The organism is Streptomyces sp. CA-181903 (assembly GCF_050937075.1).
Lineage (GTDB): Bacteria > Actinomycetota > Actinomycetes > Streptomycetales > Streptomycetaceae > Streptomyces.
In genome coordinates, this window is the sequence record NZ_JBNJLY010000001.1 from 6,048,897 (window position 1) to 6,074,576 (window position 25,680).

The window sequence follows — 25,680 nt, forward strand, 5'->3', positions numbered from 1 at the left end:
GGGCGGCGAGCAAGTCCCCGGCCCGGAGGCGTCGTTACCGCCGGACGCGTCCGTATCGCCGGGTGCGCCCCCATCGCCGGATGCGCCTCCGCCGCCGGGTGTGCTCCCGCCTCCGGACGCGCCCTTACCCCTGACGCGCCCTCGCCGCCGGTGGCGCCCCCGTCACCGGAGACGCCACCATCCGTCCACCCCGTCGATGAACTCCCGCGCCCCGCCCGCCTGCTGGCGACCGGCTTGCAGCACGTCGCCGCCAGTTACGCCGGTGTCGTGGCCCCGCCGCTGGTGATCGGGGCCGCCGTGGGGCTGTCCGCGCGGCAGATCACCTTCCTCGTCGGGGCCGCCCTGTTCACGGCGGGACTGGCCACGCTGCTCCAGACCATCGGGTTCCGCGGGGTCGGCGCGCGGCTGCCGTTCGTCAACGGGGTGTCGTTCGCCGGTGTCGCGCCCGTCCTGGCCATCGCGGACGGGCAGGCGGACCGGCGGGACGCGCTGCCCGTGGTCTTCGGGGCCGTGATGGTCGCCGGGGTGCTCGGCTTCTTCCTGGCGCCCTACTTCTGCCGGCTGGTCCGCTTCTTCCCGCCGGTCGTCAGCGGCACGGTCATCACCCTCATCGGGCTCACCCTGCTCCCCGTCGCCTTCGGCTGGATCCAGGACGGCCACCCGGAGCGGCCCGCGACCGGCACCGGCCTCGGCCTCGCCGGGGCGACGCTGCTGATCGTGCTGGTGCTGCGCCGGCTGCTCCAGGGGTTCCTGCGGCAGATCGCCGTGCTGCTCGGCCTGGTCGCGGGGACGCTGCTGGCCCTGCCGCTGGGGGCGGTGGACGGCTCCGCCACCCGGCACGCGGCGCTCGTCGGCTTCCCCGAGCCGTTCCACTTCGGGAACCCGCACTTCCAGGTGTCGGCCGTGGTGAGCATGTCCATCCTGATGCTGGTGTGCATGACGGAGAGCACGGCGGACATGCTCGCGCTCGGCGAGATCGTCGGCCGGCCGGCGGACGAGAGGACGATCGCGGCGGGGCTGCGGGCGGACACCCTCGGCAGCGCCGTCGCGCCGGTCTTCAACGGCTTCACCAACAGCGCGTTCGCGCAGAACATCGGTCTGGTCGCCATCACCGGCGTGCGCAGCCGCTTCACCGTCGCGGTCTGCGGGCTGGTCTTCGTCGTCCTCGGGCTCAGTCCGGCGTTCGCCTCGCTGGTCGCGCTGGTGCCGCGGCCGGTGCTGGGCGGGGCCGGTCTGGTGCTGTTCGGGACGGTCGCGGCGAGCGGCATCGGCGTCCTCGTCAAGGCCGGGCTGGACCGGGGCGACAACGTGCTCGTCGCCGCCGTTTCGCTTGGCATGGGCATGATCCCCGTCGTGTCCAAGACCTTCTACGCCGGGGACGCCGTCCCCGAGGCGGTGCGGACCGTCCTCGGCTCGGGCGTCAGCGCCGGCTGCCTGACGGCCGTCCTGCTCAACCTCGCCTTCCAGGGAGCCGGGCGCGCCCGGCGGACCGTCGAACCGCCCCGCGTGGCGGAAGGGGAGAAACCGATGATCTAGTGATAATCGGGGCACATCTACTGCACCCGCCGTGCGGAGAGGGGCCCCATGGACGACCGGCCGCCGGAAGACGACACCGCCGCCCCCGCCGACAGCGAGCCCGGCGACCGCCGCTTCGTCTTCCCCAGCGCCCTCACCGTGCTCGTCGCCGTCACCGTCGTCGTCTGGGCCCTCGCCTTCGTCATCCCGTCCGGCAGTTACCGGCGCACCCCCGACGGCAACCCCGTCCAGGGCACGTACCACCGCGAGGCGGCGCCCGGCGGCTTCGTCCACCGGCTGGGCGAGCTGTTCCTCGCCCCCGTCAACGGCCTCTACGGCGTACGGGACCCGCGCACCGGCCAGGTCGCCGCCGACGCCGCCGGCACCCTCTACGGCAGCGCCGGAGTCTTCCTGTTCGTCCTCGCCATCGGCGCGTTCATCACCGTCGTCTTCGCCACCGGCGCCCTCGACCGCGGCATCGAACGTCTCGCCCACCGGCTGCGCGCCCGCGGCGCCCTGCTGATCGCCGGCGTGATGACCGTCTTCTCGCTGCTCGGCACGGTGGAGGGCTTCGCCGAGGAGACGCTCGGCTTCTACGGCCTGATCGTGCCGCTGATGCTCGCCCTGGGGTACGACCGGATGGTCGCCACCGGCACGATCATCCTGGGCGCGGGCGTCGGCGTGCTCGCCTCCACCGTCAACCCGTTCGCGACGGGCGTCGCCTCGTCCGCCGCCGACGTCTCACTCGGCGACGGGATCGCCCTGCGGTTCGCGATGTGGATCGTCCTCACCGGCGTCACCATCGCCTACGTCCTCTGGTACGCGCGCCGGGTGCGCGCCCGGCCCGAGCGCTCCCTCGTCGGCTTCCTGCCCGGCGACCGGGAACTGGCCGCCGCCTCCGCCGAACCGCCCGCCCTCACCGGGCTGCACCGGACCGTGCTCGCCCTGGTCACCGCCGTCTTCGTCTTCATGATCTTCTCGGTGATCCCCTGGGCGAGCGCCCTCACCGGACGCGCCGACGCCCGGCCCTACGGCTGGGAACTCGGCTGGTCCTTCGCCCAGTTGGCGGCCCTCTTCCTCACGGCCGCGCTGCTGGTGGGGATCGTGGCGCGGCTGGGGGAGCGGCGGCTGAGCGCGGTCGTCGTCCAAGGCGCGGCCGACTTCCTCGCGCCCGCCCTGACGATCGTCCTCGCCCGCGGCGTCACGGTCATCATGAACAACGCCCGCATCACGGACACCGTGCTGCATTCGATCGAGAGCGCCGTCACCGGCACCGCCGCCTCCCTCTTCGGCGTCATGGTCTTCGTCGTCAACCTCCCCCTCGCCTTCCTCATCCCCTCCACCTCCGGCCACGCCACCCTCGCCATGCCCATCCTCGCCCCGCTCGCCGACTTCGCCGGCGTCTCCCGGGCGGTGGTGGTCACGGCCTGGCAGGCGGCCAGCGGCTGGATGAACCTGTGGGTGCCGACGACGGCCGTGGTGGTCGGCGGGGTGTCGCTGGCGAAGGTGGGATACGACCGGTACCTGCGCTTCGTCTGGCCGCTGCTGGCCGTGCTGGCGGTGCTGATCTGCGGGTTCGTGGCGTTCGGCGCGGTCGCGACCTGAGCGGGGTGGCGGGGAGGGGCGGCGGGGGAGGGGCGGCGCCGAGCCGGTGGCCGGCGTGCCGGTGGCCGTCGTACGGTCCCGCCGTGTCGGCGGCGTGCCGGGGCGGGCTCGCCGCCGGCGGCCGGCGCGGTACGGCGGGGGCCCGTCCCGCGCCCCTTACGCCCGCGCGTCCCTTACGGCCCCGCGCCCCTCACGCCCCGCGCCCCTCACGCCCCGCGCCCCTTACGGCGCCGCGACCTCCGGCGCGGGCAGTGCCCGCTCGTCGCCCGCCGGTCCCTCCGCTCCAGCGAACTGCGTGCGGTACAGCTCCGCGTAGCGCCCGCCGAGCGCGAGGAGTTCGTCGTGCGTACCGCGTTCGACGATCCGGCCGGCCTCGACGACGAGGATCTGGTCGGCGGCCCGGACCGTGGACAGCCGGTGGGCGATCACGACGGCGGTCCGGCCCTCCAGCGCCTCCGCCAGGGCCTCCTGCACGGCGGCCTCGGAGGTGTTGTCGAGGTGCGCGGTGGCCTCGTCCAGGATGACGACGCGCTGGCGGGCCAGCAGCAGCCGGGCGATCGTCATCCGCTGCCGCTCGCCGCCGGACAGCCGGTAGCCGCGTTCGCCGACGACCGTGTCGAGCCCGTCCGGCAGCGCCCGCACCAGGTCGTCGAGGCGGGCCCGGCGCAGCGCGTCCCACAGCTCCTCGTCCGTCGCCCCGGGCCGGGCGAGGGCGAGGTTGGCGCGGACGGTGTCGTGGAAGAGGTGGCCGTCCTGGGTGACCATGCCGAGCGTGGCGCGCAGGGAGGCGGCCGTCAGGTCGCGGACGTCGACGCCGCCGAGGCGCACGCTGCCCTGGTCCACGTCGTACAGCCGGGGCAGCAGCTGCGCGATGGTGGACTTGCCGGCGCCCGACGAGCCGACGAGGGCGACCGTCTGGCCGGGCTCCGCGCGGAAGGAGACGCCGTGCAGCACCTCGGTGCCGCCGCGCGTGTCGAGGGCGGCGACCTCCTCCAGGGAGGCGAGGGAGACCTTGTCGGCCGACGGGTAGCCGAAGCGGACGTCCTCGAACTCGACCGAGACCGGACCGTCCGGCACCGGCCGGGCGTCCGGCCGCTCCGCGATCAGCGGCTTGAGGTCCAGCACTTCGAAGACCCGCTCGAAGGAGACGAGGGCGCTCATGATCTCGACGCGGGCGCCGGCCAGCGCGGTCAGCGGCGCGTACAGGCGGGTGAGCAGCAGCGCGAGGGAGACGATGGCGCCCGGTTCGAGGGAGCCGTGCAGCGCGAACCAGCCGCCCAGCCCGTACACCAGGGCCAGGGCGAGGGCCGAGACCAGCGTGAGGGCGGTGATGAACGCCGACTGGGACATCGCCGTCCGCACCCCGATGTCCCGCACCCGGCGCGCCCGGGCGGCGAACTCGGCCGACTCGTCGTCCGGCCGCCCGAACAGCTTCACCAGCGTGGCGCCCGGCGCCGAGAACCGCTCGGTCATCCGGGTGCCCATCGCGGCGTTGAGGTCGGCGGCCTCCCGCTGGAGCCGCGCCATCCGGGAACCCACCCGGCGCGCGGGCACCACGAACACCGGCAGCAGCACCAGCGCCAGCAGGGTGATCCGCCAGGACAGGGTCAGCATCACGGCGAGGGTGAGCAGCAGCGTCACCAGGTTGCCGACGACCCCCGACAGCGAGTTGCTGAACGCCCGCTGCGCGCCGATCACGTCGTTGTTCAGCCGGCTGACCAGCGCGCCCGTGCGGGTGCGGGTGAAGAACGCCACCGGCATCCGCTGGACGTGGTCGAAGACCGCCGTCCGCAGATCCAGGATCAGCCCCTCGCCGAGCGTCGCCGACAGCCAGCGGTTGAGCAGGCCGAGCGCCGCCTCGCCCAGGGCGATGGCGGCGATCAGCAGGGCGAGCCGGACGACCGTGCCCGGGTCGTCGCCGTGCACGATCGCGTTCACGACCCGCCCGGCGAGCACCGGCGTCGCCACGGCGAGCAGCGCGCCCGCGATGCTCAGGAGGACGAAACGGACGAGGTGCCGGCGGTGTGGCCGGGCGAAGGCGCCGATGCGGCGCAGGGTGGCCCGGGAGAAGGGGCGCTGGTCGCGCTGCGCGTTGATCAGGCCGTGCAGCTGCATCCAGGCGGTGGTTTCCATGCTCATGGGAGGAACCGTAGGACCTCAACCTTCGTCGAGGTAAAGCGGTGGTCGCGCCGGAGGGCGCACTACCGCCCGGCCCACCGCCCGGCCCACCGCCCGGCCCACCGCCCGGCCCACCGCCCGGCCCACCGCCCGGCCCACCGCTCGGCCCGCCGCCCGGATCGCCGTTCGATCAAGCCGCCGGACGTCCCGCCGGCCGGGTCAGAGGACCGACGCGACGGCGTGGGCGATCGGGGTCAGCAGGGTGCCGAGGGCAGCCGTCGCCATGGCGAGGGGAAGGGTGACGAGGAGCAGCACGATGTCTCCTTGCGCGGGGGCGAGTGGGTTCCCGCAAGGGCTGCCCCGGGCGCGATCCCTTCAGGCGCGGTCTCCCCCGTGTGGGCTGCGCTGTATCGATACCTCGCCGCTGTGTTCGAAGTGCGGCCGCTCCCGGCCGGTACTCAGTCGAGCAGCTCGTACGCGGGCAGGGTGAGGAACTCCGCGTAGTCGTCGTCCAGGGCCACCCTCAGCAGCAGGTCGTGGGCCTCGCGCCAGCGGCCCGCCGCGAAGCCCGTGTCGCCCAGCTCGGCGCGGATCGCGTCGAGTTCCTTCGCGGCCACCTCGCGGACGAGCGCGGGCGTCGCCTTCTCGCCGCCCTCCAGGACGACGCCGGTGTGCACCCACTGCCAGATCTGGGAGCGGGAGATCTCCGCCGTCGCCGCGTCCTCCATCAGGTTGAAGATGGCCACCGCGCCCTGCCCCCGCAGCCACGCCTCGATGTAGCGGATGCCGACCTGGACGGCGTTCCGCAGGCCCTCGAAGGTCGGCTTCGCCTCCGTCGCGCCGAGCGCGAGGAGCTGTGCGGCGGTGACGCGGACGTCCTCGCGCAGCCGGTGCTTCTGGTGCGGGCGGTCGCCGAGGACGGCGTCGAAGGCGGCGCGGGCGACCGGGACGAGGTCGGGGTGGGCCACCCAGGAGCCGTCGAAACCGTCGCCCGCCTCGCGCTCCTTGTCGGCCCTGACCTTCGCCAGGGCCGCCTCGTTGACCTCGGGGTCGCGGCGGGACGGGATGAAGGCCGCCATGCCGCCGATGGCGTGCGCGCCGCGCTTGTGGCAGGTGCGGACGAGCAGTTCGGTGTAGGCGCGCATGAAGGGGACCGTCATGGTGACGGCGTTGCGGTCGGGCAGGACGAACTCCGCTCCCGCGTCACGGAAGTTCTTGATGAGGGAGAAGAGGTAGTCCCAGCGGCCCGCGTTGAGGCCGGAGGCGTGGTCGCGCAGCTCGTAGAGGATCTCCTCCATCTCGAACGCCGCGGTGATCGTCTCGATCAGGACGGTGGCCCGGACCGTGCCGTGCGGCAGGCCGACGTACTCCTGGGCGAAGACGAACACGTCGTTCCACAGCCGCGCCTCGCGGTGCGACTCCAGCTTGGGGAGGTAGAAGAACGGCCCCTTGCCGCGCTCGGCGAGGCGGCGCGCGTTGTGGAAGAAGAAGAGGCCGAAGTCGACCAGCGCGCCGGGCACGGGCCGGCCGGCGACGGTGAGGTGGCGCTCGTCGAGGTGCCAGCCGCGCGGCCGGACGACGACCGTCGCCAGCTCCTCGTCCGGCCGCAGGGCGTACGACTTCCCCTCGGCGGTGGTGAAGTCGATGCGGCGCTCGAACGCGTCGATCAGGTTGAGCTGGCCCTGGACGACGTTCCGCCAGGTGGGGGCGGAGGCGTCCTCGAAGTCCGCGAGCCAGACGCGGGCGCCGGAGTTGAGGGCGTTGACCGTCATCTTGCGGTCGGTCGGCCCGGTGATCTCCACCCGCCGGTCGTCGAGCGCGGCCGGGGCGGGGGCCACCCGCCACGTCGGGTCCTCGCGGACGCGCGCGGTCTCCGGCCGGAAGTCCAGGGTGCCGGTACGGGCGATCTCCGCGCGCCGCTCGGCGCGGCGGGCCAGCAGGTCGTCACGGCGCGGGGTGAACCGCTCGTGCAGGGCGGCCACGAACTCCAGGGCCGGGCCGGTCAGTACCTCCTCCTGACGCGTCACGGTCGCGGTCCCGGCGGCGACGGACGGGGTCGGCGCTGCTGCGGGCATGGGCGGTCACTCCTCGCTCGGGGGCTTGGGAGGTGCGGAGCGGTGCGGCACGGAGTGCCGCACAGCGACGATCTCTTTGGAGGTTAGATTCCGCATGACGGAAATTCAATGCGGCGAGGTGGGGGTGGGGCGCTTTCCGGCCGCCGGGCGGCACTCCGGGTCACCGGCACCCGCCCGTAGAGCAGGCGCCGGTGACCCGGAGTGCCGTCCAAGGCGGGCCGCCCCCCGGCCGTTGACGCCGCCGGCCATGGTCCCGTCGCGTGCCACCGCCCGTGACGTCCCTCGCTCGCGGCCGGCGGCGCGCTCCCGTCGGCGCTCCTGGCCCGCGGTGAACGGGCCGCCCCACACCGGACGTTGCTCGGAGGTGGTGAGCCCGAGGGGCCGGGGCCCGGGCTCACCTCACCCGAGGATCCGGAGGAGATCCGCCGGGGCGTCGATGTCGTCCGGATCGGCGACGTCGTCGCACGCGACGGCGGTCACCGACGCCGCGTGCGCGCGCAGGTACGCACGCGCGCCCCGGTCGCCCGTGGCCGACGCGGCGACGCCCGCCCAGTGCGGGCGGGCGAAGAGCACCGGGTGACCACGCCGGCCCGCGTATGACGCGGTCACCAGGCCGGCCCCCGCGCGGTGCGCCGCCACCACCCGGGCCACCGCCGCCGCGCCGATCCCCGGCTGGTCCACCAGCATCACCAGGACCGCCGACGCCCCGGTCCCGGCGAGCGACGCCAGACCGCTCCGGAGCGAGGAGCCCATGCCGTCCGCCCAGTCGGGGTTCTCGACCACGGTGCAGCCCGCCCCCGCGAGCCGCCGCCGGACCTCCGCCGCCGCGGCGCCCGCGACGACATGCAGCGGCTCGCAGCCACCGGCCGCGAGCTCCGCGACCGCGCGCTCGGCCAGCGTGCGGCCCCGGTGCTCCAGCAGCGCCTTGGGCCGCCCGCCGAGCCGCCGCCCCCCGCCCGCGGCCAGCAGCAGCCCGGCGACGGGCGGGGCGCTCTCTTCCCTCGTCAGCGTCATGCCCCTTGCATAGCGCAATCCCGGCCGCCCACGCCTCGTACGGGAGTTCGCCGGCCGCTCAGGAAGACGCGGCCTGAATTTCGCTTTCCGTGTGGCGCGGCCCGCGGAAAGTGGCGTTAACTGATCGCGCGTGCGTGGGCAGGGGGAGATTCGTGGCGGAAGGCGCCGTGGTGGTGGAAGAGGGGCCGACCGGCCGGGCCGGCGAGCGGGACCCGAGGGTGGACGAACTGGGCGCCGCGGTCTCCCGGCTCCGCCGGGCACTGGCCGCGCACCCCGCCCGGTTACCCGACCGGGACGCCGCCGAGGACGAACTCGCCGCCCTCGACGCGATGACCCGCACGGGCACCCCGGAGGTCTCCCGCCTCCGCAGCTCCCTGCTCCTCGTGGCGGGCGCCGTCGGCTCGGTGAGCGCCCTGGCCCCGGCCTTGAACGAGGTCCGCGAGGCGGTGGACCGCTTCGCGGAACGCGGGCCGACGGCCTCCCGGCCGGAGGGGCCCGGTACGACGGGTTGACGGCTGTGCCGTTCGGCCGGGGCGGCCGGCCACTGGGTCCGCCCCGAACAGCCGTGGGCCCCGTCCGCTCTTCGGTGGAAAGCGACCGGAGCCCGGTGGGGATCAGGTCAGACCGCCTTGTCGCGCCAGGTGTCGAGAACGGTCCGGACGGCGCTGGACACCCGGTCCTGCTGGGTGCGGTCGGCCCACACGTGCGCGTCGTGCTCGGTGAGCGTGACCGTCTCGCCCGTGACCGTGGCGGTGAAGTTGAACTGACGGGTGGCGCGTCCACTGCCGGAGCGGTAGTCGAAGTGCCCGAGGTAGCCGCCGACGGCCGTGACCGTCAGCCCGGTCTCCTCGGCAACCTCCCGCCGCAGGGCCTCGACGAGGGTCTCGCCGGGGTCCACGCCGCCGGAGGGCAGCTCCCACAGTCCGCCGAGGTAGTCGTCGGCCGACCGGTGCAGCAGCAGGACATTGCCGCCCTCGTCGGGGATGACGGCGCCGACGACGGTCTTGTCGATGCCGTCGCGTGCGGCGGCGCGGGCGAGGTCGTCGAGCAGAGCGGTGTCGAGGGTACTCACAGCAGGTCCTTCGCGTGGGAGGCGACTTTGGTGATGGCCGCGGTGTAGGCGTCGGCGAGGTGGGTGTCCGCCTCGCGGTGCCAGACCGGCAGCTTGAAGGTGGTGGCGTGCACGTGCCCGGCCGCCGGAAAGTCGTCGGTGGTGGGGCCCTGGCGGTCAGCGTAGCCAGGAAGCAGGGCACCAGGAGCCCGGAACAGTGGATGAGTGCCCAGGGGGCAGGTCGAGCCCGGCCGGTCGGCCTCGGTGGCGCCTTCGGCGCGTACGGCGTCGAGGAACCTTGCCAGGGGCAGCCCGCCGAGCTCGGCCGGCTCGTACCGCAGCGGCAGCGCGTACCAGGACGGCCGGGCGGAGACCGGCACGTGCGGCACCCGAATGCCCGGCACGCTGTCCAGGGCGGCGCACATCCGGCCCGCGATCTCCTGGCGCCCGGTCAGGTGATGGCCGAGGCGGGTGAGCTGGGAGCGGGCGAGCGCGGCGGCGAGGGGGTGGATGCGCAGTTTGAGGCCCATGCCGGTCACCGCGAAGCGTGCGAGCGGGTGACCGGTGGGGATCTCGCGGCGGCACCGTTTGTTGTACTGGCCGTGCAGCAGGACCCGGTAGTACAGCTCGGTGTCGTCGGTGGCGACGAACCCGCCCTCGCCGGCCGAGAGCGGCTTGGGGCCGTTGAGGCTGAACGCCGCGGCGGTGCCGAAGGTACCGGTCATCCGGCCGTTCCAGGTGGCGCCGTGGGCGTGGGAGCCGTCCTCCAGCAGCATCAACTCGTGCTGATCGGCGAAGGACTCCAGCGCGTCCATGTCCTCGGGCAGCCCCCACAGGTGCACCGCGACCACCGCCTTCGTCCGGGCGGTGATGCGCCGGGCGGCGTCCTCCAGGTCGAGCCGGCCGTGGCCGTCGACGTCGGCGAGGACGGGGTGGGCGCGAGTGGCTGCCGGCCGGTTCCGTGCGCCTGGCTGCTTCACCCCTACGGGGCAACAGCACCTTCGACCGCGGAGACCTCGGCACCCGGCGGCCGTGTGCTTCGCCGGAGGACAGTGGTCCGCCGGGGCTCCACCGCGTGGCGCCCAGCGGGTGCGCCACGCGGTCACCCGCCTCCGTCCCAGTCCGTCGGCGCGGGACCCGCCCGCCGAACCTTCGTCCCCCGGCCGTCAGGCCGGCGTCGTGTCCGCCAGGGTCGCCGCGAGTTCCGCCGCGACCTGCTTCAGGAGGGGGACGATGCGTTCCGTCGCCTCCTCCGTGACGCGGCCCGCCGGGCCCGAGATGGAGATGGCCGCGGCCGTGGGGGAGTCGGGGACCGGGACGGCCAGGCAGCGGACGCCGATCTCCTGTTCGTTGTCGTCGACCGCGAAGCCGGAGTCGCGTACGCGGGCCAGGGCGTCGACGAAGACGTCCGGGGAGGTGATGGTCTTCTCGGTGGCGGCGGGCATGCCCGTGCGGCCGAGGATCGCGCGGACCTCGTCGTCGGGGGCCTGGGCGAGGAGGGCCTTGCCGACGCCGGTGGTGTGCGGCAGGACGCGGCGGCCGACCTCGGTGAACATGCGGACCGAGTGGCGCGAGGGCACCTGGGCGACGTAAACGACCTCGTCGCCGTCGAGCAGGGCCATGTTGGCCGTCTCGCCCGTCTCGTCGACCAGGCGGGTCAGGTGCGGCCGGGCCCAGGTGCCGAGCAGGCGGGCGGAGCTCTCGCCGAGGCGGATCAGGCGCGGGCCGAGGGCGTAGCGGCGGTTGGGCTGCTGGCGGACGTAGCCGGTGGCGACGAGGGTGCGCATCAGCCGGTGGATGGTGGGCAGCGGCAGGCCGCTGGCCGTGGCCAGTTCGCTCAGCCCGACCTCACCGCCGGCGTCGGCCATGCGCTCCAGGAGGACGAAGGCGCGCTCGAGGGACTGCACGCCCCCGGTGGCTGACGGGGTTCTGGGCTCGGACGAGGGCACTGGTCGCGGTCCTTCCGGGGTGGGGTGGGAGCAGCCTACCGGGCCGTGGCCGGTGGCTCACCCTTGGTTCTGGGCCGTGGAAGCCCGCTCCCGGCAGGCGGAAACCCGCTGGTGGGGGTGGAGGGGTTGACGGGGTCCCGTCAGAGATGGAAACTGCGGGCCAGTGCTGTTCAACAGAACGTTGAAATCCGCCTGTTGACCCTCGGGGGCGCCGTGTCCGACCGGCAGTTCGTCCTGCGTTCCCGGCGCGTGGTGACGCCCGACGGCACCCGCCCCGCCTCCGTCGCCGTCGAGGACGGCCGTATCGCCGCTGTCGGTGATCATGATGCCCCGGTCGCTGCCGGCGTTCCGGTCGAGGACCTTGGGGACGATGTTCTTTTGCCCGGGCTTGTCGATACTCATGTGCACGTCAACGACCCCGGCCGCACGGAGTGGGAGGGCTTCGCCACCGCCACCCGCGCCGCCGCGGCCGGCGGCGTCACCACCCTCGTCGACATGCCCCTCAACAGCGTCCCGCCCACCACCACCGTCGCGCACCTCCGGGTCAAGCGGGACACGGCCCGTCCCGCCGTCCACGTCGACGTCGGCTTCTGGGGCGGCGCGGTGCCGGACAACCGGGCCGACCTGCGCCCGCTGCACGACGCCGGCGTGCTCGGCTTCAAGGCGTTCCTCTCGCCGTCCGGCGTGGACGAGTTCCCGCCGCTGGACGCGGCCGCCCTCGACGCGGCCGCCGCCGAGCTCGCCGCCTTCGACGGGCTGCTGATCGTGCACGCCGAGGACCCGGAGCGGCTGGACGGCGCGCCCGGGCCGGACGGGCCCCGCTACGCCGGCTTCCTCGCCTCCCGCCCGCGCGACGCCGAGAACGCGGCGGTCGAACGGCTCGTCGCCGTCGCCCGCCGGCACGGCACCCGCGTCCACGTCCTGCACCTGTCCTCCGCCGACGCGCTCGGCACGCTCGCCGCCGCCCGCGCGGCCGGCGTCCGGATCACCGCCGAGACCTGCCCGCATTTCCTGACCCTCACGGCGGAGGAAGTCCCGGACGGCGCCACCGAGTTCAAGTGCTGCCCGCCCATCCGCGAGGCCGCCAACCGGGACGCGCTGTGGGCCGGACTGGCCGCCGGCACCGTCCAGTGCGTCGTCTCCGACCACTCCCCGTGCACCGCCGACCTCAAGGTCCCCGACTTCGGCCGCGCCTGGGGCGGCATCGCCTCCCTCCAGCTCGGCCTGCCCGCCGTCTGGACCGAGGCCCGCCGGCGCGGCCACACCCTGGACGACGTGGCCCGCTGGATGGCCACCGCCCCCGCCGCCCTCGCCGGACTTCCCGCCAAGGGCGCCATCGAGCCCGGCCGCGACGCGGACTTCGCGGTCCTCGCCCCCGACGAGACGTTCACCGTCGACCCGGCCGCCCTGCACCACCGCAACCCGGTGACCGCCTACGCCGGCCGGACCCTGAGCGGCGTCGTCCGGTCCACCTGGCTGCGCGGCCGGCGGATCCACCACCGCGGCGCCCTCACCGAACCCACCGGCCGACTCCTGGAGCGCGCATGACCACCAGCGGGACCGTCAGCAGAACCACCAGCGGGACATCCGCCGCCCTCACCTCGTTCGCCGGCCCCGCGCAGCCCTACCGGGGCGGTGACCCGTACGCCGACTACCGGGCCGCCGCCGAGACGCCGTTCGGCCACCTCCCCGACCTCGCCGACCGCCGCCTCGGCGGCGCCGTCATCGCCGCCAACGACGAGTTCTTCGCCGAGCGCGAGAACCTCCTCGTCCCCGGCCCCGCCCGGTTCGACCCCGAGCGCTTCGGCCACAAGGGCAAGGTCATGGACGGCTGGGAGACCCGCCGCCGCCGCGGCCCGTCCGCCGCGCACCCGTACCCCGCCGACGGCGACCACGACTGGGCCCTCGTCCGGCTCGGCGTGCCGGGCGTCGTCCGCGGTCTCGTCGTCGATACCGCCCACTTCCGCGGCAACCACCCGCAGGCCGTGAGCGTCGAGGCCACCGCGCTGCCCGGCACGCCGTCCCCCGGGGAACCGGCCGCGGACGGCGTCTCGTGGACCGTCCTCGTCCCGCGCGTCCCGGTCGGCGGCCACGCGGCCAACGCCTTCGCCGTCGACGACCCGCGCCGCTGGACCCACCTGCGCCTCAAGCAGTACCCCGACGGCGGCGTCGCCCGCTTCCGCGTGCACGGCGAACCCGTCCCGGACCCGGCCTGGCTCACCGCGCTGGGGACGGTGGACGTGGCCGCGCTGGAGAACGGCGGCCTGGTCGAGGACGCCTCCGACCGCTTCTACTCCTCGCCCTTCGGCACCATCCTGCCGGGCCGCTCGCGGCGCATGGACGACGGCTGGGAGACCCGCCGCCGGCGCGACCGGGGCCACGACTGGGTGCGCTACCGGCTGGCCGGGCAGTCGCGGCTGCGCGCCGTCGAGATCGACACCGGCTGCCTCAAGGGCAACGCGGCGGGCTGGGCGGCGCTCTCCGCGCGCGACGCGGCGGCGGGCGGCGACTGGACGGAGATCATCCCCCGCACCCGCCTCCAGCCCGACTCCGTCCACCGCTTCCCGCTGCCCGGCCACCCGGTCGCCACCCACCTCCGGCTCGACATCCACCCCGACGGCGGGATCGCCCGGCTGCGGGCGCACGGGACGCTGACGGGGGAGGGGGTGCGGGGGCTGGAGGAGCGGTGGGGCGGGTGAGACGGCGGGACGGGTGACGTCGTGGGCGGGCGACGCGGCGGGATGGGCGACGCGGTGGGGCGGGTGAGGCGACGCCGTGGGGCGGCAGTCGTCACGTCTCCGCGAGCGCGTTCCAGAACATCGTCTCGTAGTTCTGCAGCAGCCGGCCGTACCGGTGGGCCAGGCCCTCCGTGAGGAGGCCGTCCGCCAGCCCGGCCGCCACCGCCGCCAGGGCCGCGTCGGCGGCGTCCGGCGCGGGCCGGGCGAAGAGGTCGAAGAAGCCGCAGGCCGTGTCGTCGAACCCGTAGTGCGCGCGCAGCGCCCGGCCCAGCACGGCGCAGTAGCCGCTCCACGTCGCGAAGTTGACGGTCAGAGCCACCACCACGTCCACCGGCTCGGCCTGCAGCGCCAGCCAGGACGTGTACGCGGGGTACGCCTGGCAGCCCGGCGTCGGCTCGTACGCCCGTACCGACCGCTCGTCCAGGCCGCAGGCCGCCGCCAGCGGGTCCAGCAGCTCCAGGGCGGTGGTCTCGCCGTCCGCGAGCGGCGCGAAGAACGCCTCGACGGCGGGGCGGCCCGCCGACCGTTCCGCCAGGTGGCGGTACGAGATCCGGTCGGACGCGATGACGTGGTGCTGCTCCAGGGCGAACGCGGCGATCACCGAACGCGGCGCCGAACCCTCGGCGATCAGGGGGACGAGCCGGTTGGCACCGGTGTCCGGGGTCAGCTCGCGTACCGCGTCCGCGAGGACGTCCTGAGCCGAGCGCGCCATCGGCGTTCCGCCTTCCTGGGGGAGCCCGGGGTGCGGGGAAGGGCCGCCAGGATAGCGGTCCTTCCCGGCCCGGAGCGGTCACTTGCCCAGGTAGAAGAGGAGGAAGAAGAAGGCGGAGATGAAGTGGACGGCGACCAGGTAGATGAAGACCCGCACCGCCATGCCCATGGGCGCGCGGTCCTCCACCTGCGCCGCCTCCCTGACGGGGGCGGGCGGCTCCGGCGCGGCCGGTGCCGTCGCGGCCTCGTGCGCGGCCTGTCCGGCCGGCCGGCGGTGCGCGGTGTCACTCATGGTGTCCCCTCCGGTTGGGTCCGGCGTCGCCGAGGCACAGCCCGGCCGCGCCGCTCTGCATCAGCGTGTGCATGAACAGCAGGTCCACCCCGCCGGGCGTGGCGGACGCGATGCGGTGCGGGGTGAGCGAGTCGAAGTGGGCGGCGTCGCCCGGGCCGAGCAGGTGCGTCGTCCCACCGAGGGACAGCCGGAGCCGGCCGCCGGTGACGTACAGCCACTCCTCGCCCGGGTGCACCCGCACCAAGTCCTCCTGGCCCGCCGCGTCGTGGCCGTGCGGCACGTGCAGCCGCAGGGCCTGCATGGCGCGGCCGGAGCCGCCGGCGCGCCAGTATGTCCAGCCGCCCGCGCGCTGGGGCTCCATCCGGTCCGCGCGCACGATCGGATCGGCCGTCTGGGGCACTTCGCCCAGGAGGTCGGATACCGTCGTTCCATAGGTGCGCGCGAGCGCCAGCAGCATGGGGAGGGACGGCGTCCGGCGGCCGGTCTCCAGTCGGGACAGGTGAGCGGGCGACAGTCCGGCCCTGGCGGCCGCGGCCTCCAGCGTCAGCGCGCTGCGGGTGCGCAGCGCGCGCAACTGCGGGGCGACGGCGGGCAGATCCTCGGTCTCGGGGGCGTCCGTGCCGGTGTTCGGGCTCATGCTCCCGGTATAGCCCTGCCGTGCCTCAAAGGCAAAAGTTGTTGCCTCTGAGGCAAATACGCCGCGAACCCACTTCCTCTCCGGGTCGTCCCCGGATTCGGTGAACGATGAGCAAACATCGGGTCTTTGTCGTTGACATGACATGCGCTACGCGCGTCATCCTGGGCGCATGAACATCCCCCACCGTTTCGCACGCCTCGGCGCGCCCGCCGTGCTGGCCTCCTTCCTCTTCCTCGGCGCCCCCGCCGCCGCCATGGCGGCTCCCGCCACCCCTGCCTCCTCCGCCCCCTCCGTCTCGGCCGCCTCGCTCGCCGTGAAGGGCGTCGGCCACGTCTGTCAGTCCGCCCTGCCGTCGCAGGCCCACGACACGCTGGACCTGATCGACGAGGGCGGCCCCTTCCCGTACCCCAAGGACGGGACGGTCTTCTCCAACCGCGAGGGCGTGCTGCCGAAGCAGGGCAGCGGCTACTACCACGAGTACACGGTGATCACGCCGGGCTCGCCCGACCGCGGCGCGCGCCGGATCGTCGCCGGGGAGGCCGACCACGAGGACTACTACAGCGCGGACCACTACCAGTCGTTCGCCCGCGTCGACTTCTCCTGCTGACCGCCGCTTCTTCTGTTGACTGTCAACCGGCCGGGCGGGTGCCGCTCGGCCGGTTGGCGTCGTCCGGCCGGTCGGCGGCGCTCGGCCGGTTGGCGGCGCCCGCGCCGGAATCCGTGGCTCCGCGGGGTGGGCCGCTCCGGCGCGTGAGCTGATGGAGCGTCAGCTTCCGCGCGCAACAGGCCAGGTGTCGTCACACCCGGCCGTACTCCCGCACGCTCCCGCGGGCCGTTCCGGGTGCCCGGGGAACCGCGAGCCGGGGTCGGATGTCAGTCCCTGCCGTTACCGTTCTTCTCGTTCCGCGAACCGCGGCCGCGCGAGCCGTGAACCCGCGAACCGCGGCCACGCGAACCGCGAACGATCCGCGCGCGACGAGAAGGGCGGCGAACTGTCGTGTACCGCTGGGAGATCACCCGGGCCGCGCTGGGGCAACGCGTCCTCGCCATGGTGCGCGGCGACAGCTACGACCAGGCGACGCTGACGTCCGGCACGCTGCTCTCGGCCGGCCTCACCAGCCTGGAGATATCCCTCGCCACGCCCTTCGCCCTCGACGCCGTCGCCACCCTGGTCCGGGAGGTCGGCGACGAGGCGCTCATCGGGGCCGGCGCGGTCCTGGACGCGGCCTCCGCGCGGATGGCCGTCGAGGCCGGCGCCCGTTTCCTGGCCTCTCCCGCCCTCGACCCCGAGGTGCTGCGCACCGGCCACCGCTACGGCGTCCCGGTCTTCGCCGGCGTCTCGACGCCCGCTGAGATCGTCCGCGCCCTGGAACTGGGCGCCGACGCGCTGAAGCTGTTCCCCGCCGCCGGCCACCACCCCGGGCGCGTCCGCGAGATCCGTTCCGAACTGCCGCAGGCCGCCCTGGTCCCCAGCGGCGGCGTCGGCGTCGACACCGCCCCCGAGTGGATCGCCGCCGGAGCCGTCGCCTGCGGCATCGGCGGTGTCCTGGCGGAGGGCGACCGTGACGCGGTGGCGAAGCGGGTGGAGGACCTGATCGCCCGGCTGGCGGAGGCGGACCGGGGCGAAGGGACGGGAGAAGGGGTGGGAAGGGATTAGGCGCTGCGGGACGGGGGGCGGAGCGGGAGCGCGAGCCGTCGGGCGGCGCTTCCCCGGCCCGCGGCCCTGACCGGGAGCACGCTCCGACGTCCGCCCGCCCGCGCCCTGGCCCGGGGCGTCGGACGCGCCTGGTGCGCGGTCACCCGCCGAACGCCGTCGCCCGCGCCCGCCCGGGGCGTCGCCGCGCGCCGGCCCACCGGCTCCGCACCTCCGCCGCCCCCCTGGCCACGCCCCCGTCCCTCACCCGATCGCGCGGGCCCCGTCCCTCACCCGATCACCCGCGCCCCGAAGGTCACCAGCAGCAATGCGGAGGCGGCCAGCAGCAGCAGGCCCGACCCCGCGAGCAGCAGCCGGAAGACGCGGGTGTTCATGCGGTGCCGGGTGCGGGCCACCACCAGGGCGAGGAGCGCCTTGCTGCCGACCAGCAGCGCGTAGAAGGCGACGAGGAAGCCGACGGCGCCCCCGGGGCGCTCCCGCCACGCGTCGACGAGCAGCGGCGACCCCGTCGTCAGCCAGAACAGCCACGGGTGCGGGCTGAGGAGGTTGACCACCACGCCCTGCCGGACGGTCCGCCGGTCCGCGGCGGTACGAAGGGGGGCGTCCGGTCCGGGGGAGGCGTCCGGCGCGGCCGGGGCCTCCGGCGTCGGCAGCGTGGCCGTCCGCGCCTCCCGCAGCGTGGTGCAGGCCGGCCACAGGAGGAACAGGCCGCCGAGGAGGCCGCCCGCCGCGACCGCCCGGTCCGGCAGCGCGGAGAGCACCGTCACCGACAGCGCGATCACCGGCAGGTCGGTCAGCAGCGGCACGGCGGCCACGCGCAGCCCGACCCCGAGCCCGCCGCGCAACGTACCCGACAGCACCAGCGCCAGCAGCGGCCCGGGGCTGATGCCGGCGCTCAGACCGAGCGCCACCCCGAGGGCCAGAACCTTCATCGGTGCTCCTCTGCCGAGTCGTGGTCGTCCGCGTGTCGGGCTGTGGTCGTCCGCGGGCCGAGTCGTGGTCGTCCGCGGGCCGGGCTGTGATCGTCCGGGACGGCGGCGGCGAGGCCCGCGCCCGTACGCCGCAGCGATCCTCGCGCGCTCCCGGGACGCGCGCCAGAGCGCCCGCGACGAACCCCCGATGACCGGCCGGGTCCCATATGTCCGGACAATAGAACCTCCGGACTTCCCGTCATCAGGCCCCCCCGCTACCCTCCACGGAGTGGCGAAGCACCGACCCCCGCAGCACCAGACACCGCAGCACCAGGCGCCGCAGTCCCAGGCACCGCAGTCCCAGGCACCCCAACACCAGGCCCAGCGAGCCCAGTCCCCGCGACACCGGCCCCCGCAGCACCGGCCCCTCCAGTTCTCCCTGGACCGCGGCAGCCCCGTCCCGCTCTACTACCAGCTGGCCCAGCAGCTCGAAGCCGCCATCGAGCAGGGCGGGCTCGCCCCCGGCAGCCTGCTCGGGAACGAGATCGAGCTGGCCGCGCGGCTGGGCCTGTCCCGGCCGACCGTGCGGCAGGCGATCCAGTCGCTCGTCGACAAGGGGTTGCTGGTGCGCCGCCGCGGGGTCGGCACCCAGGTCGTGCACAGCCAGGTGAAGCGCCCGCTGGAGCTCAGTAGCCTCTACGACGACCTGGAGGCCGCCGGCCAGCAGCCCGCCACCCTGCTGCTGGGCCGGACGACCGAGCCGGCCACCGCCCGCGTCGCCGCCGCCCTCGGGGTGCCCGAGGGGACGGACGTCGTCCGCGTCGAGCGGCTGCGCCTGGCGCACGGGGAGCCCGTGGCCCACCTGCGCAACCACCTCCCCGTCGGCCTGCTCGACCTCGACGGCGACGTCCTGGCCGAGACCGGTCTGTACCGGCTGATGCGCTCCGCCGGCATCACCCTGCACAGCGCCCGGCAGACCATCGGCGCCCGCGCGGCCGACGCCGAGGAGGCCGAGCGGCTCGCGGAGCCGCCCGGGGCGCCGCTGCTGACGATGGAGCGGACGACGTTCGACGACACGGGACGGGCCGTGGAGCTCGGTTCGCACCTCTACCGCGCGTCCCGCTACTCCTTCGATTTCCAGCTGCTGGCCCGGCCGTGAGACGGTCCCCCGGAGCCGTCGGAGATCATCCGGTCGACAGAATGTTCTGACAAAGTATTGACGTGGTGTGGCGCACACCACTAGAACACCTGCACACCGCGCCGGGAAAAGCCCCGCCGGACGACCGTGACGGATCGTGACGGATACTTGGGCGGTCGGGCCCGCGGGACCGGGGCCCGGCCGCACCGTGACAGACAGTGGAAGGGCAAGTCCTCGTGGCAAGGGTTCGGACAGGCGTACGTGCGGTGAGCGCCGTGCTGGCAGCGGTGCTCGGCGCCACACTGGCGGGGTGCAGCAGTACGGGCGGCAAGCGCGCCGAGGAGCGGGCCGCCAGGGCCGCCCAGGGGCGTTCCGCGGTCGACACGCCCCGGTGGACCTTCGCGATGGTCACCCACTCGGGCGATGGCGACACCTTCTGGGACATCGTGCAGAGCGGTGCCAAGCAGGCGGCCGTGAAGGACAACATCAAGTTCCTCTACGCGCACGACGTGGAGGGGAACAAGCAGGCCCAGAGCGTCCAGGCCATGATCGATCAGAAGGTCGACGGCCTGATCGTGTCCCTCGCCAAGCCGGACGCCCTGAAGGACGTCGTCGCCAAGGCGGAGAAGGCCGGCATCCCGGTGATCACGGTGAACTCGGGCTCGGACAAGTCCAAGGAGTTCGGCGCCCTCACCCACATCGGCCAGGACGAGGTGATCGCGGGCGAGGCCGTCGGCGAGCAGCTCAACCAGCGCGGGAAGAAGAAGGCCGTCTGCGTCCTGCACGAGCAGGGCAACGTCGGCCACGAGCAGCGCTGCGAGGGCGTGAAGAAGGCGTTCAAGGGCGAGGTGGTGAACCTCTACGTCGAGGGCACCAACATGCCCAACGTCCAGTCCTCCATCGAGGCCAAGCTCCAGTCCGACAAGGACGTGGACGCCGTCGTCACGCTCGGCGCCCCCTTCGCGCCGACCGCCGTGAAGGCCGCCCAGCAGGCCGGCAGCAAGGCCGAGGTCGACACCTTCGACCTCAACGCCAAGGTCGCCGACGCCCTCAAGGACGGCTCCCTCGGCTTCGCCGTCGACCAGGACCCGTACCTCCAGGGCTACGAGGCCGTCGACCTGCTCTGGCTCTACCGCTACAACCGCGACATGCTCGGCGGCGGCCGCCCGGTCCTCACCGGCCCGCAGATCGTCACCAAGGACGACGCCAAGGTGCTGGCCGAGTACACCAAGCGGGGGACGCGATGAGCACCACCACCGCCACCGCCCCCGAGGCGGCCCCGCGGGTCCGGAGCCTGCCGCGCCGCGTGCTCGGCCGCCCCGAGCTGGGCTCGGTCGTCGGCGCCGCCGCGGTCTTCGTCTTCTTCGCGATCGTCGCCGACTCCTTCCTGTCCGCGCCGAGCCTCTCCACCGTGCTCTACGCGTCGTCGACCATCGGCATCATGGCCGTCCCGGTGGCGCTGCTGATGATCGGCGGCGAGTTCGACCTCTCCGCCGGTGTGATGGTGACCAGCTCGGCGCTGGTCTCCTCGATGTTCAGCTACCAGATGACGGCCAACGTCTGGGTCGGCGTCGGCGTCTCGCTGCTCGTCACCCTGGCGATCGGCTTCTTCAACGGCTTCGTGCTCACCCGCACCAAACTGCCCAGCTTCATCATCACGCTCGGCACGTTCCTGATGCTCACGGGCCTCAACCTCGGCTTCACCAAGCTCATCAGCGGAACCGTCTCCACCAAGACCATCGGGGACATGGAGGGGTTCGACTCCGCCCGCGCCCTGTTCGCGTCCCACTTCACCCTCGGTGACGTGGACCTCCAGGTCACCGTCCTGTGGTGGATCGGCCTGGTCGCCGTCGCCACCTGGGTGCTGCTGCGCACCCGGGCCGGCAACTGGGTGTTCGCGGTCGGCGGCGGCGTGGACGCGGCCCGCGCGGTCGGCGTCCCGGTCCGGCGCACCAAGATCGGCCTCTACATGGCGGTCGCGTTCTGCGCCTGGGTCTCCGGCCAGCACCTGCTGATGTCGTACGACGTGGTGCAGTCCGGCGAGGGCGTCGGCAACGAGCTGCTGTACATCATCGCGGCCGTCATCGGCGGCTGTCTGATGACCGGCGGCTACGGGTCGGCCATCGGCTCGGCGGTCGGCGCGTTCATCTTCGGCATGACGAGCAAGGGCATCGTGTACGCGCAGTGGAACCCGGACTGGTTCAAGTTCTTCCTCGGCGCGATGCTGCTGCTGGCGACCCTGCTCAACGCCTGGGTCAGGAAGCGCGCGGAGGCCAGCAAATGAGCGCTCTGGTCAGACTGGCCGGCGTCGGCAAGGACTACGGCAACATCCGTGCCCTGGAGGACGTCTCCCTGGAGGTCCACGCGGGCGAGATCACCTGTGTGCTGGGCGACAACGGTGCCGGCAAGTCCACTCTCATCAAGATCATCGCGGGGCTGCACCGGCACGACGCCGGCACCTTCGAGATCGAAGGCGAGGAGGTCCGTCTCGGCTCCCCCCGCGAGGCCCTGGACCGGGGCATCGCCACGGTCTACCAGGACCTCGCCGTGGTCCCCCTGATGCCGGTGTGGCGCAACTTCTTCCTGGGCTCGGAGCCGACCAAGGGCCGGGGCCCGTTCAGGCGCCTCGACGTGGCCGCCATGCGCGAGACCACCCGCACCGAGCTGGCCCGGATGGGCATCGAGCTGCACGACGTCGACCAGCCCATCGGCACCCTCTCCGGCGGTCAGCGGCAGTGCGTGGCCATCGCCCGCGCCGTCCACTTCGGGGCGAAGATCCTGGTCCTGGACGAGCCGACGGCTGCGCTCGGCGTCAAGCAGTCCGGCGTCGTCCTCAAGTACGTGGCCGCCGCGCGCGACGCGGGCCTCGGTGTGGTGCTGATCACCCACAACCCGCACCACGCGTACCTGGTCGGCGACCGGTTCGTGCTGCTCAAGCGGGGTGCGATGGCCGGCAGCCACGCCAAGGCCGACATCGGCCTGGACGAGCTCACCCGGCAGATGGCGGGCGGCAGCGAGCTGGAGCAGCTCAGCCACGAGCTGGAACGGGCCGCCGCCCCCGATCTGGCGGCGCGCGAGCCGGCGGACGGCGCCCCGGAGAAGCGCGAGAAGCCGGAGAAGCGCGCGACGCCCGAGCAGGGCGCGAAGCCCGAGAAGGGCGCCTAGCCACCCCGCGGGGCCCGGCACCGGAGGCGGTGCGGGGCCCCGCCGCCCGTCGTGCACCGGTCGTCCGCCCGTTGTGCGGCGGACACCGCCGGTGAGGCACAATCGGCGACGCGGGCAGCACCCGCACCGACCGCATCCGCGAGGCCCCCGGCCTCCCGAGACCACCGCAGGGACGACGACCTCGTGCGAGCACGCCCCCGATCTGCCGCCGGAGCCCACCGAGGCGCGGAGGTGCCGCGATGAGCATCTACCGCGAGCGGGTCCACCGGGGCTCCGCACGGGCCACCGTCCTCCGTACCACCGGATCGCGCGAACGCCGTTCCCACCTCACCGCGCCCCGGGTGCCCACGGTCGGCATCGACATCGGCGGCACCAAGGTCATGGCGGGCGTCGTGGACGCCGACGGCACGATCCTGGAGAAGGTGCGCACCGAGACCCCGGACAAGTCCAAGAGCCCCAAGGTCGTCGAGGACACCATCGTCGAGCTGGTCCTGGACCTCTCCGACCGGCACGACGTGCACGCCGTCGGCATCGGCGCGGCGGGCTGGGTGGACGCCGACCGCAACCGCGTCCTGTTCGCCCCGCACCTGTCCTGGCGCAACGAGCCGCTGCGCGACCGGCTGGCCGGCCGGCTGGCCGTGCCCGTCATGGTCGACAACGACGCCAACACCGCCGCCTGGGCCGAGTGGCGCTTCGGCGCCGGCCGGGGCGAGGACCACCTGGTGATGATCACCCTGGGTACCGGGATCGGCGGCGCGATCCTGGAGGACGGGCAGGTCAAGCGCGGCAAGTACGGCGTCGCGGGCGAGTTCGGCCACATGCAGGTCGTCCCCGGCGGCCACCGCTGCCCGTGCGGCAACCGCGGCTGCTGGGAGCAGTACAGCTCCGGCAACGCCCTGGTTCGCGAGGCCCGCGAGCTGGCCGCCGCCGAGTCCCCGGTCGCGTACGGGATCATCGACCGGGTCGGCGGCAACATCCCCGAGATCACCGGCCCGCTCATCACCGAGCTGGCCCGCGGCGGCGACGCCATGTGCGTCGAGCTGCTCCAGGACATCGGCCAGTGGCTGGGCGTCGGCATCGCCAACCTCGCCGCCGCCCTCGACCCGTCCTGCTTCGTCATCGGCGGTGGCGTCAGCGCCGCCGACGACCTGCTGATCGGCCCCGCCCGGGACGCCTTCCGCCGCCACCTGACCGGCCGCGGCTACCGCCCCGAGGCCCGCATCGTCCGGGCCCAGCTCGGCCCCGAGGCCGGCATGGTCGGCGCCGCCGACCTCGCCCGGCTGGTCGCCCGCCGCTTCCGGCGCGCCAACCGGCGCCGCGTCGAACGGTACGAGCGCTACGCGCGGGCCGGCCGCGGGTGATCACCATGGAGCACACGGACCGCCAGGAGGCCGCGGAGGCGCCCGGGGGCACCCCGGGCGGCCCCCGCCCGCGCCGCTGGCTCAAGCCGCTGATCGTCTTCCTGCTCGTCGCCATCCCGGCCGGGTACCTCTACATCTCCGCGCTGCAGAGCCGCGACGGCAACGGCGACAAGCAGGAGGAGCACACGATCACCGGCCTGGAGGAGGGCTGGCCCTCCCGGCTCCAGCGGCGGCTCTACGAGGTGACCGTCCCGGCGGACGCCGAGGACGTCGCCCACTACGAGACCAACTCCTGGAAGTCCAGCTCCCTCTTCCTCCAGTTCACCACCACCCACGACAAGTTCGGCCAGTGGCTGAACGACCACGGGATGAAGCCCTCCGAACTGGAGGAGGGCGACGTGACCATCGACGAGGACGAGGCGGCCACCGTCGGCTGGAAGTTCACCGGCAAGCACCACTGGGCGGGCACGGTCCGCGAGGAGGACAAGCCCAAGCCCAACATCGAGGTCACCGCGAACCTCGACGACCCGCGCTACCCGCGGGTGTTCGTCGTCTCCACGACGAGTCCCTGACGGTCCGTTCCGCCGCTCCGGGAGTTTCCTTCACCAAACCCGGGTCCCGACGGCCCCACCGGTTCTAGGCTCGGCCCATGGCCCGAGCGGCGGGCCGTGGTGGAGGACGGACCTCATGGATCAGATAGCACCCGAACTGCTGATGACCCTGGCCGGCGGGGCCGCCGGCGCGGCGGGGAGGCAGGCGTGGGAAACCCTGCGGAGCCTGGTCGTCCGGCGGCGGCCGGGCGGGGAGCCGGAGGAGGACGGCGAGCTGACCGCCCTGGCCGACGCGCCCGACGACGCCGAGCGGGCCGCCGAGTTGGCCGAGGCGCTGGCCCTCCGGGCCCGGCAGGACCCCGCGTTCGCGCAGGCCCTCGCGGACTGGCGGCGGGAGGCGGAGGCTCTGGAGACCGGCCGGACCGGCTCCGGCAATGTGAGCAACAGCTTCTCCAACAGCACCGTGACCACGGCCGTCCAGACCCGGGACCTGAACGGCTCCTTCACCATCAACAACTGACGGGGAAGGCGGAGCGGCCGCTCGGCTGACGTGCGATGCCCCCAGGGGCTACTGTGAGCGACGTGTCGGAACAAATCGAACTCAGTTCTCTCGCAGCCGAGTTCACCGAGGCCCTCGCCCGCCAGCAGCGGCTCGCCGAGCGCCGTGAGGCCATCGTGACCAGGCTGCACGACGAGGTCGAGCGGCTGCGGCAGGGCGAGATGGAGACGGCACTCGACCTCGTGCGCCACTCCCTCATCCGGCTCCACGACCAGATCCTCCGCCAGGCCGAGCACGTCGACGGCCCCCTCGGCGTCGACGAGCTGCGGGCCCTGCTGACCGCGCTGGCCGACGAGGCCGCGGACACCGTGGCCAGGACCGGCGTCGAACGGTACGTCCCCCGGCGCGGGGAGGCCTTCGACCGGGCGCTGCAGCGCCCGGTGGGCCGCGTGGCCGCCGAGTCACCCGAGGCGGAACGGACGGTGGCGCGGGTCGTGACGGCCGGGTTCGTCCAAGGGGAGCGGGTCGTGCGGAAAGCCGACGTCGTGGTGTGCCGGTGGGAACCGGACGCCACGCCGAACGCTTCTTCCCCGGCGACCACTGCGGTGACCACTTCCACCCCGGCGTCCCCTTCTTCCCCGGAGGGCACGGGGGACACGACGGCGTACCAGGACAACTGACGGACAACGGACGGGA

General features: G+C 74.0%; 25 protein-coding genes. 15 read left to right on the plus strand and 10 right to left on the minus strand.

All coding sequences use genetic code 11. The features are described 5' to 3' along the window. The first annotated feature begins 150 nt into the window (after positions 1-150). Together ACQEVS_RS26945 and ACQEVS_RS26950 are read left to right on the plus strand one after the other, a co-directional pair. A complete protein-coding gene (locus tag ACQEVS_RS26945; RefSeq protein ID WP_433024365.1) occupies positions 151-1,536 on the plus strand; it encodes a nucleobase:cation symporter-2 family protein in 1,386 nt (461 codons plus the stop codon). A 48-nt stretch (positions 1,537-1,584) separates the two neighbouring features. Next, a complete protein-coding gene (locus tag ACQEVS_RS26950; RefSeq protein WP_433024367.1) occupies positions 1,585-3,120 on the plus strand; it encodes a YfcC family protein in 1,536 nt (511 codons plus the stop codon). 222 nt (positions 3,121-3,342) lie between these two features. On the opposite strand, the gene ACQEVS_RS26955 is transcribed toward ACQEVS_RS26950, so the two are convergent. The 3 genes from ACQEVS_RS26955 to ACQEVS_RS26965 all read right to left on the minus strand — a co-directional run bounded on the left by ACQEVS_RS26955 (position 3,343) and on the right by ACQEVS_RS26965 (position 8,327). Continuing rightward, positions 3,343-5,253: an ABC transporter ATP-binding protein gene (locus ACQEVS_RS26955; protein ID WP_433027930.1), complete on the minus strand. Its 1,911-nt coding sequence runs from the start codon at positions 5,251-5,253 to the stop codon at positions 3,343-3,345. A 443-nt stretch (positions 5,254-5,696) separates the two neighbouring features. Continuing rightward, entirely contained in the window at positions 5,697-7,313 is a 1,617-nt protein-coding gene (aceB, locus tag ACQEVS_RS26960; protein WP_433024369.1) for a malate synthase A, read from the minus strand. Positions 7,314-7,712: 399 nt separating this feature from the next. Beyond that, complete coding sequence (locus ACQEVS_RS26965; protein ID WP_433024371.1) at positions 7,713-8,327, minus strand: nucleotidyltransferase family protein; 615 nt, start codon at positions 8,325-8,327, stop codon at positions 7,713-7,715. 152 nt (positions 8,328-8,479) lie between these two features. On the opposite strand from ACQEVS_RS26965, the gene ACQEVS_RS26970 reads away from it, so the two are divergent. Then, entirely contained in the window at positions 8,480-8,839 is a 360-nt protein-coding gene (locus ACQEVS_RS26970; RefSeq protein WP_433024373.1) for a DUF5955 family protein, read from the plus strand. Between the two features lie 107 nt (positions 8,840-8,946). Here the strand turns inward: ACQEVS_RS26970 and ACQEVS_RS26975 are convergent, their stop codons facing one another. The 3 genes from ACQEVS_RS26975 to ACQEVS_RS26985 form a co-directional block, all read right to left on the minus strand. Continuing rightward, entirely contained in the window at positions 8,947-9,399 is a 453-nt protein-coding gene (locus ACQEVS_RS26975; protein WP_433024375.1) for an NUDIX hydrolase, read from the minus strand. Beyond that, the gene (locus ACQEVS_RS26980) at positions 9,396-10,358 is read right to left on the minus strand and encodes a DegT/DnrJ/EryC1/StrS family aminotransferase (RefSeq protein ID WP_433024377.1); all 963 of its coding nucleotides are present in this window, start codon (positions 10,356-10,358) and stop codon (positions 9,396-9,398) included. Before ACQEVS_RS26980 ends, ACQEVS_RS26975 begins: the two co-directional genes overlap by 4 nt. Before the next feature lie 186 nt (positions 10,359-10,544). Next, positions 10,545-11,327: an IclR family transcriptional regulator gene (locus ACQEVS_RS26985; protein WP_433024379.1), complete on the minus strand. Its 783-nt coding sequence runs from the start codon at positions 11,325-11,327 to the stop codon at positions 10,545-10,547. A gap of 213 nt (positions 11,328-11,540) precedes the next feature. Between ACQEVS_RS26985 and allB the strand changes: the two genes are divergently transcribed. After that, positions 11,541-12,875 (plus strand): allantoinase AllB, encoded by a 1,335-nt coding sequence (allB, locus tag ACQEVS_RS26990; RefSeq protein ID WP_433027933.1) that lies wholly within the window; start codon positions 11,541-11,543, stop codon positions 12,873-12,875. Next, positions 12,872-14,026, plus strand: coding sequence for an allantoicase (gene alc / locus ACQEVS_RS26995; protein WP_433024381.1), 1,155 nt, complete (start codon positions 12,872-12,874; stop codon positions 14,024-14,026). Before allB ends, alc begins: the two co-directional genes overlap by 4 nt. Before the next feature lie 91 nt (positions 14,027-14,117). Here alc and ACQEVS_RS27000 read toward each other — a convergent pair whose 3' ends face one another. The 3 genes from ACQEVS_RS27000 to ACQEVS_RS27010 all read right to left on the minus strand — a co-directional run bounded on the left by ACQEVS_RS27000 (position 14,118) and on the right by ACQEVS_RS27010 (position 15,705). Then, positions 14,118-14,777, minus strand: coding sequence for a transcriptional regulator (locus tag ACQEVS_RS27000; protein WP_433024383.1), 660 nt, complete (start codon positions 14,775-14,777; stop codon positions 14,118-14,120). A 78-nt stretch (positions 14,778-14,855) separates the two neighbouring features. Next, a complete protein-coding gene (locus ACQEVS_RS27005; protein WP_433024385.1) occupies positions 14,856-15,068 on the minus strand; it encodes a DUF6126 family protein in 213 nt (70 codons plus the stop codon). Continuing rightward, entirely contained in the window at positions 15,061-15,705 is a 645-nt protein-coding gene (locus ACQEVS_RS27010) for a helix-turn-helix domain-containing protein (protein ID WP_433024387.1), read from the minus strand. The genes ACQEVS_RS27005 and ACQEVS_RS27010 overlap by 8 nt, the downstream gene beginning before the upstream one ends. A 169-nt stretch (positions 15,706-15,874) precedes the next feature. Here ACQEVS_RS27010 and ACQEVS_RS27015 point away from each other — a divergent pair, with 169 nt between their 5' ends. Then, entirely contained in the window at positions 15,875-16,312 is a 438-nt protein-coding gene (locus ACQEVS_RS27015; protein WP_433024389.1) for a ribonuclease domain-containing protein, read from the plus strand. Positions 16,313-16,702: 390 nt separating this feature from the next. Then, positions 16,703-17,362, plus strand: a complete 660-nt coding sequence (locus tag ACQEVS_RS27020) for a bifunctional 4-hydroxy-2-oxoglutarate aldolase/2-dehydro-3-deoxy-phosphogluconate aldolase (RefSeq protein ID WP_433024391.1) — start codon at positions 16,703-16,705, stop codon at positions 17,360-17,362. A 266-nt stretch (positions 17,363-17,628) separates the two neighbouring features. Here ACQEVS_RS27020 and ACQEVS_RS27025 read toward each other — a convergent pair whose 3' ends face one another. Continuing rightward, on the minus strand, positions 17,629-18,291 hold the full coding sequence (locus tag ACQEVS_RS27025) for a LysE family transporter (protein ID WP_433024393.1): 663 nt from the start codon (positions 18,289-18,291) through the stop codon (positions 17,629-17,631). A gap of 418 nt (positions 18,292-18,709) precedes the next feature. Here ACQEVS_RS27025 and ACQEVS_RS27030 point away from each other — a divergent pair, with 418 nt between their 5' ends. From ACQEVS_RS27030 to ACQEVS_RS27065, 8 genes are all read left to right on the plus strand, one after another. Continuing rightward, positions 18,710-19,429, plus strand: a complete 720-nt coding sequence (locus ACQEVS_RS27030; RefSeq protein WP_433027936.1) for a GntR family transcriptional regulator — start codon at positions 18,710-18,712, stop codon at positions 19,427-19,429. A 254-nt stretch (positions 19,430-19,683) separates the two neighbouring features. Further along, positions 19,684-20,655 carry a sugar ABC transporter substrate-binding protein gene (locus ACQEVS_RS27035; protein WP_433024395.1) on the plus strand — a complete coding sequence of 324 codons (972 nt, stop codon included), beginning with the start codon at positions 19,684-19,686 and terminating at the stop codon, positions 20,653-20,655. Continuing rightward, positions 20,652-21,692 carry an ABC transporter permease gene (locus ACQEVS_RS27040; RefSeq protein ID WP_433024397.1) on the plus strand — a complete coding sequence of 347 codons (1,041 nt, stop codon included), beginning with the start codon at positions 20,652-20,654 and terminating at the stop codon, positions 21,690-21,692. The genes ACQEVS_RS27035 and ACQEVS_RS27040 overlap by 4 nt, the downstream gene beginning before the upstream one ends. Beyond that, complete coding sequence (locus ACQEVS_RS27045) at positions 21,689-22,573, plus strand: ATP-binding cassette domain-containing protein (RefSeq protein WP_433024399.1); 885 nt, start codon at positions 21,689-21,691, stop codon at positions 22,571-22,573. Before ACQEVS_RS27040 ends, ACQEVS_RS27045 begins: the two co-directional genes overlap by 4 nt. A gap of 239 nt (positions 22,574-22,812) precedes the next feature. Continuing rightward, positions 22,813-23,934 (plus strand): ROK family glucokinase, encoded by a 1,122-nt coding sequence (locus tag ACQEVS_RS27050; RefSeq protein WP_004942501.1) that lies wholly within the window; start codon positions 22,813-22,815, stop codon positions 23,932-23,934. 5 nt (positions 23,935-23,939) lie between these two features. After that, the gene (locus ACQEVS_RS27055; protein ID WP_433024402.1) at positions 23,940-24,506 is read left to right on the plus strand and encodes a hypothetical protein; all 567 of its coding nucleotides are present in this window, start codon (positions 23,940-23,942) and stop codon (positions 24,504-24,506) included. 115 nt (positions 24,507-24,621) lie between these two features. Further along, positions 24,622-25,005 (plus strand): hypothetical protein, encoded by a 384-nt coding sequence (locus ACQEVS_RS27060; protein ID WP_433024404.1) that lies wholly within the window; start codon positions 24,622-24,624, stop codon positions 25,003-25,005. A 62-nt stretch (positions 25,006-25,067) separates the two neighbouring features. Beyond that, positions 25,068-25,664: a nucleotide exchange factor GrpE gene (locus tag ACQEVS_RS27065; RefSeq protein WP_433024405.1), complete on the plus strand. Its 597-nt coding sequence runs from the start codon at positions 25,068-25,070 to the stop codon at positions 25,662-25,664. Positions 25,665-25,680: the final 16 nt, after the last annotated feature.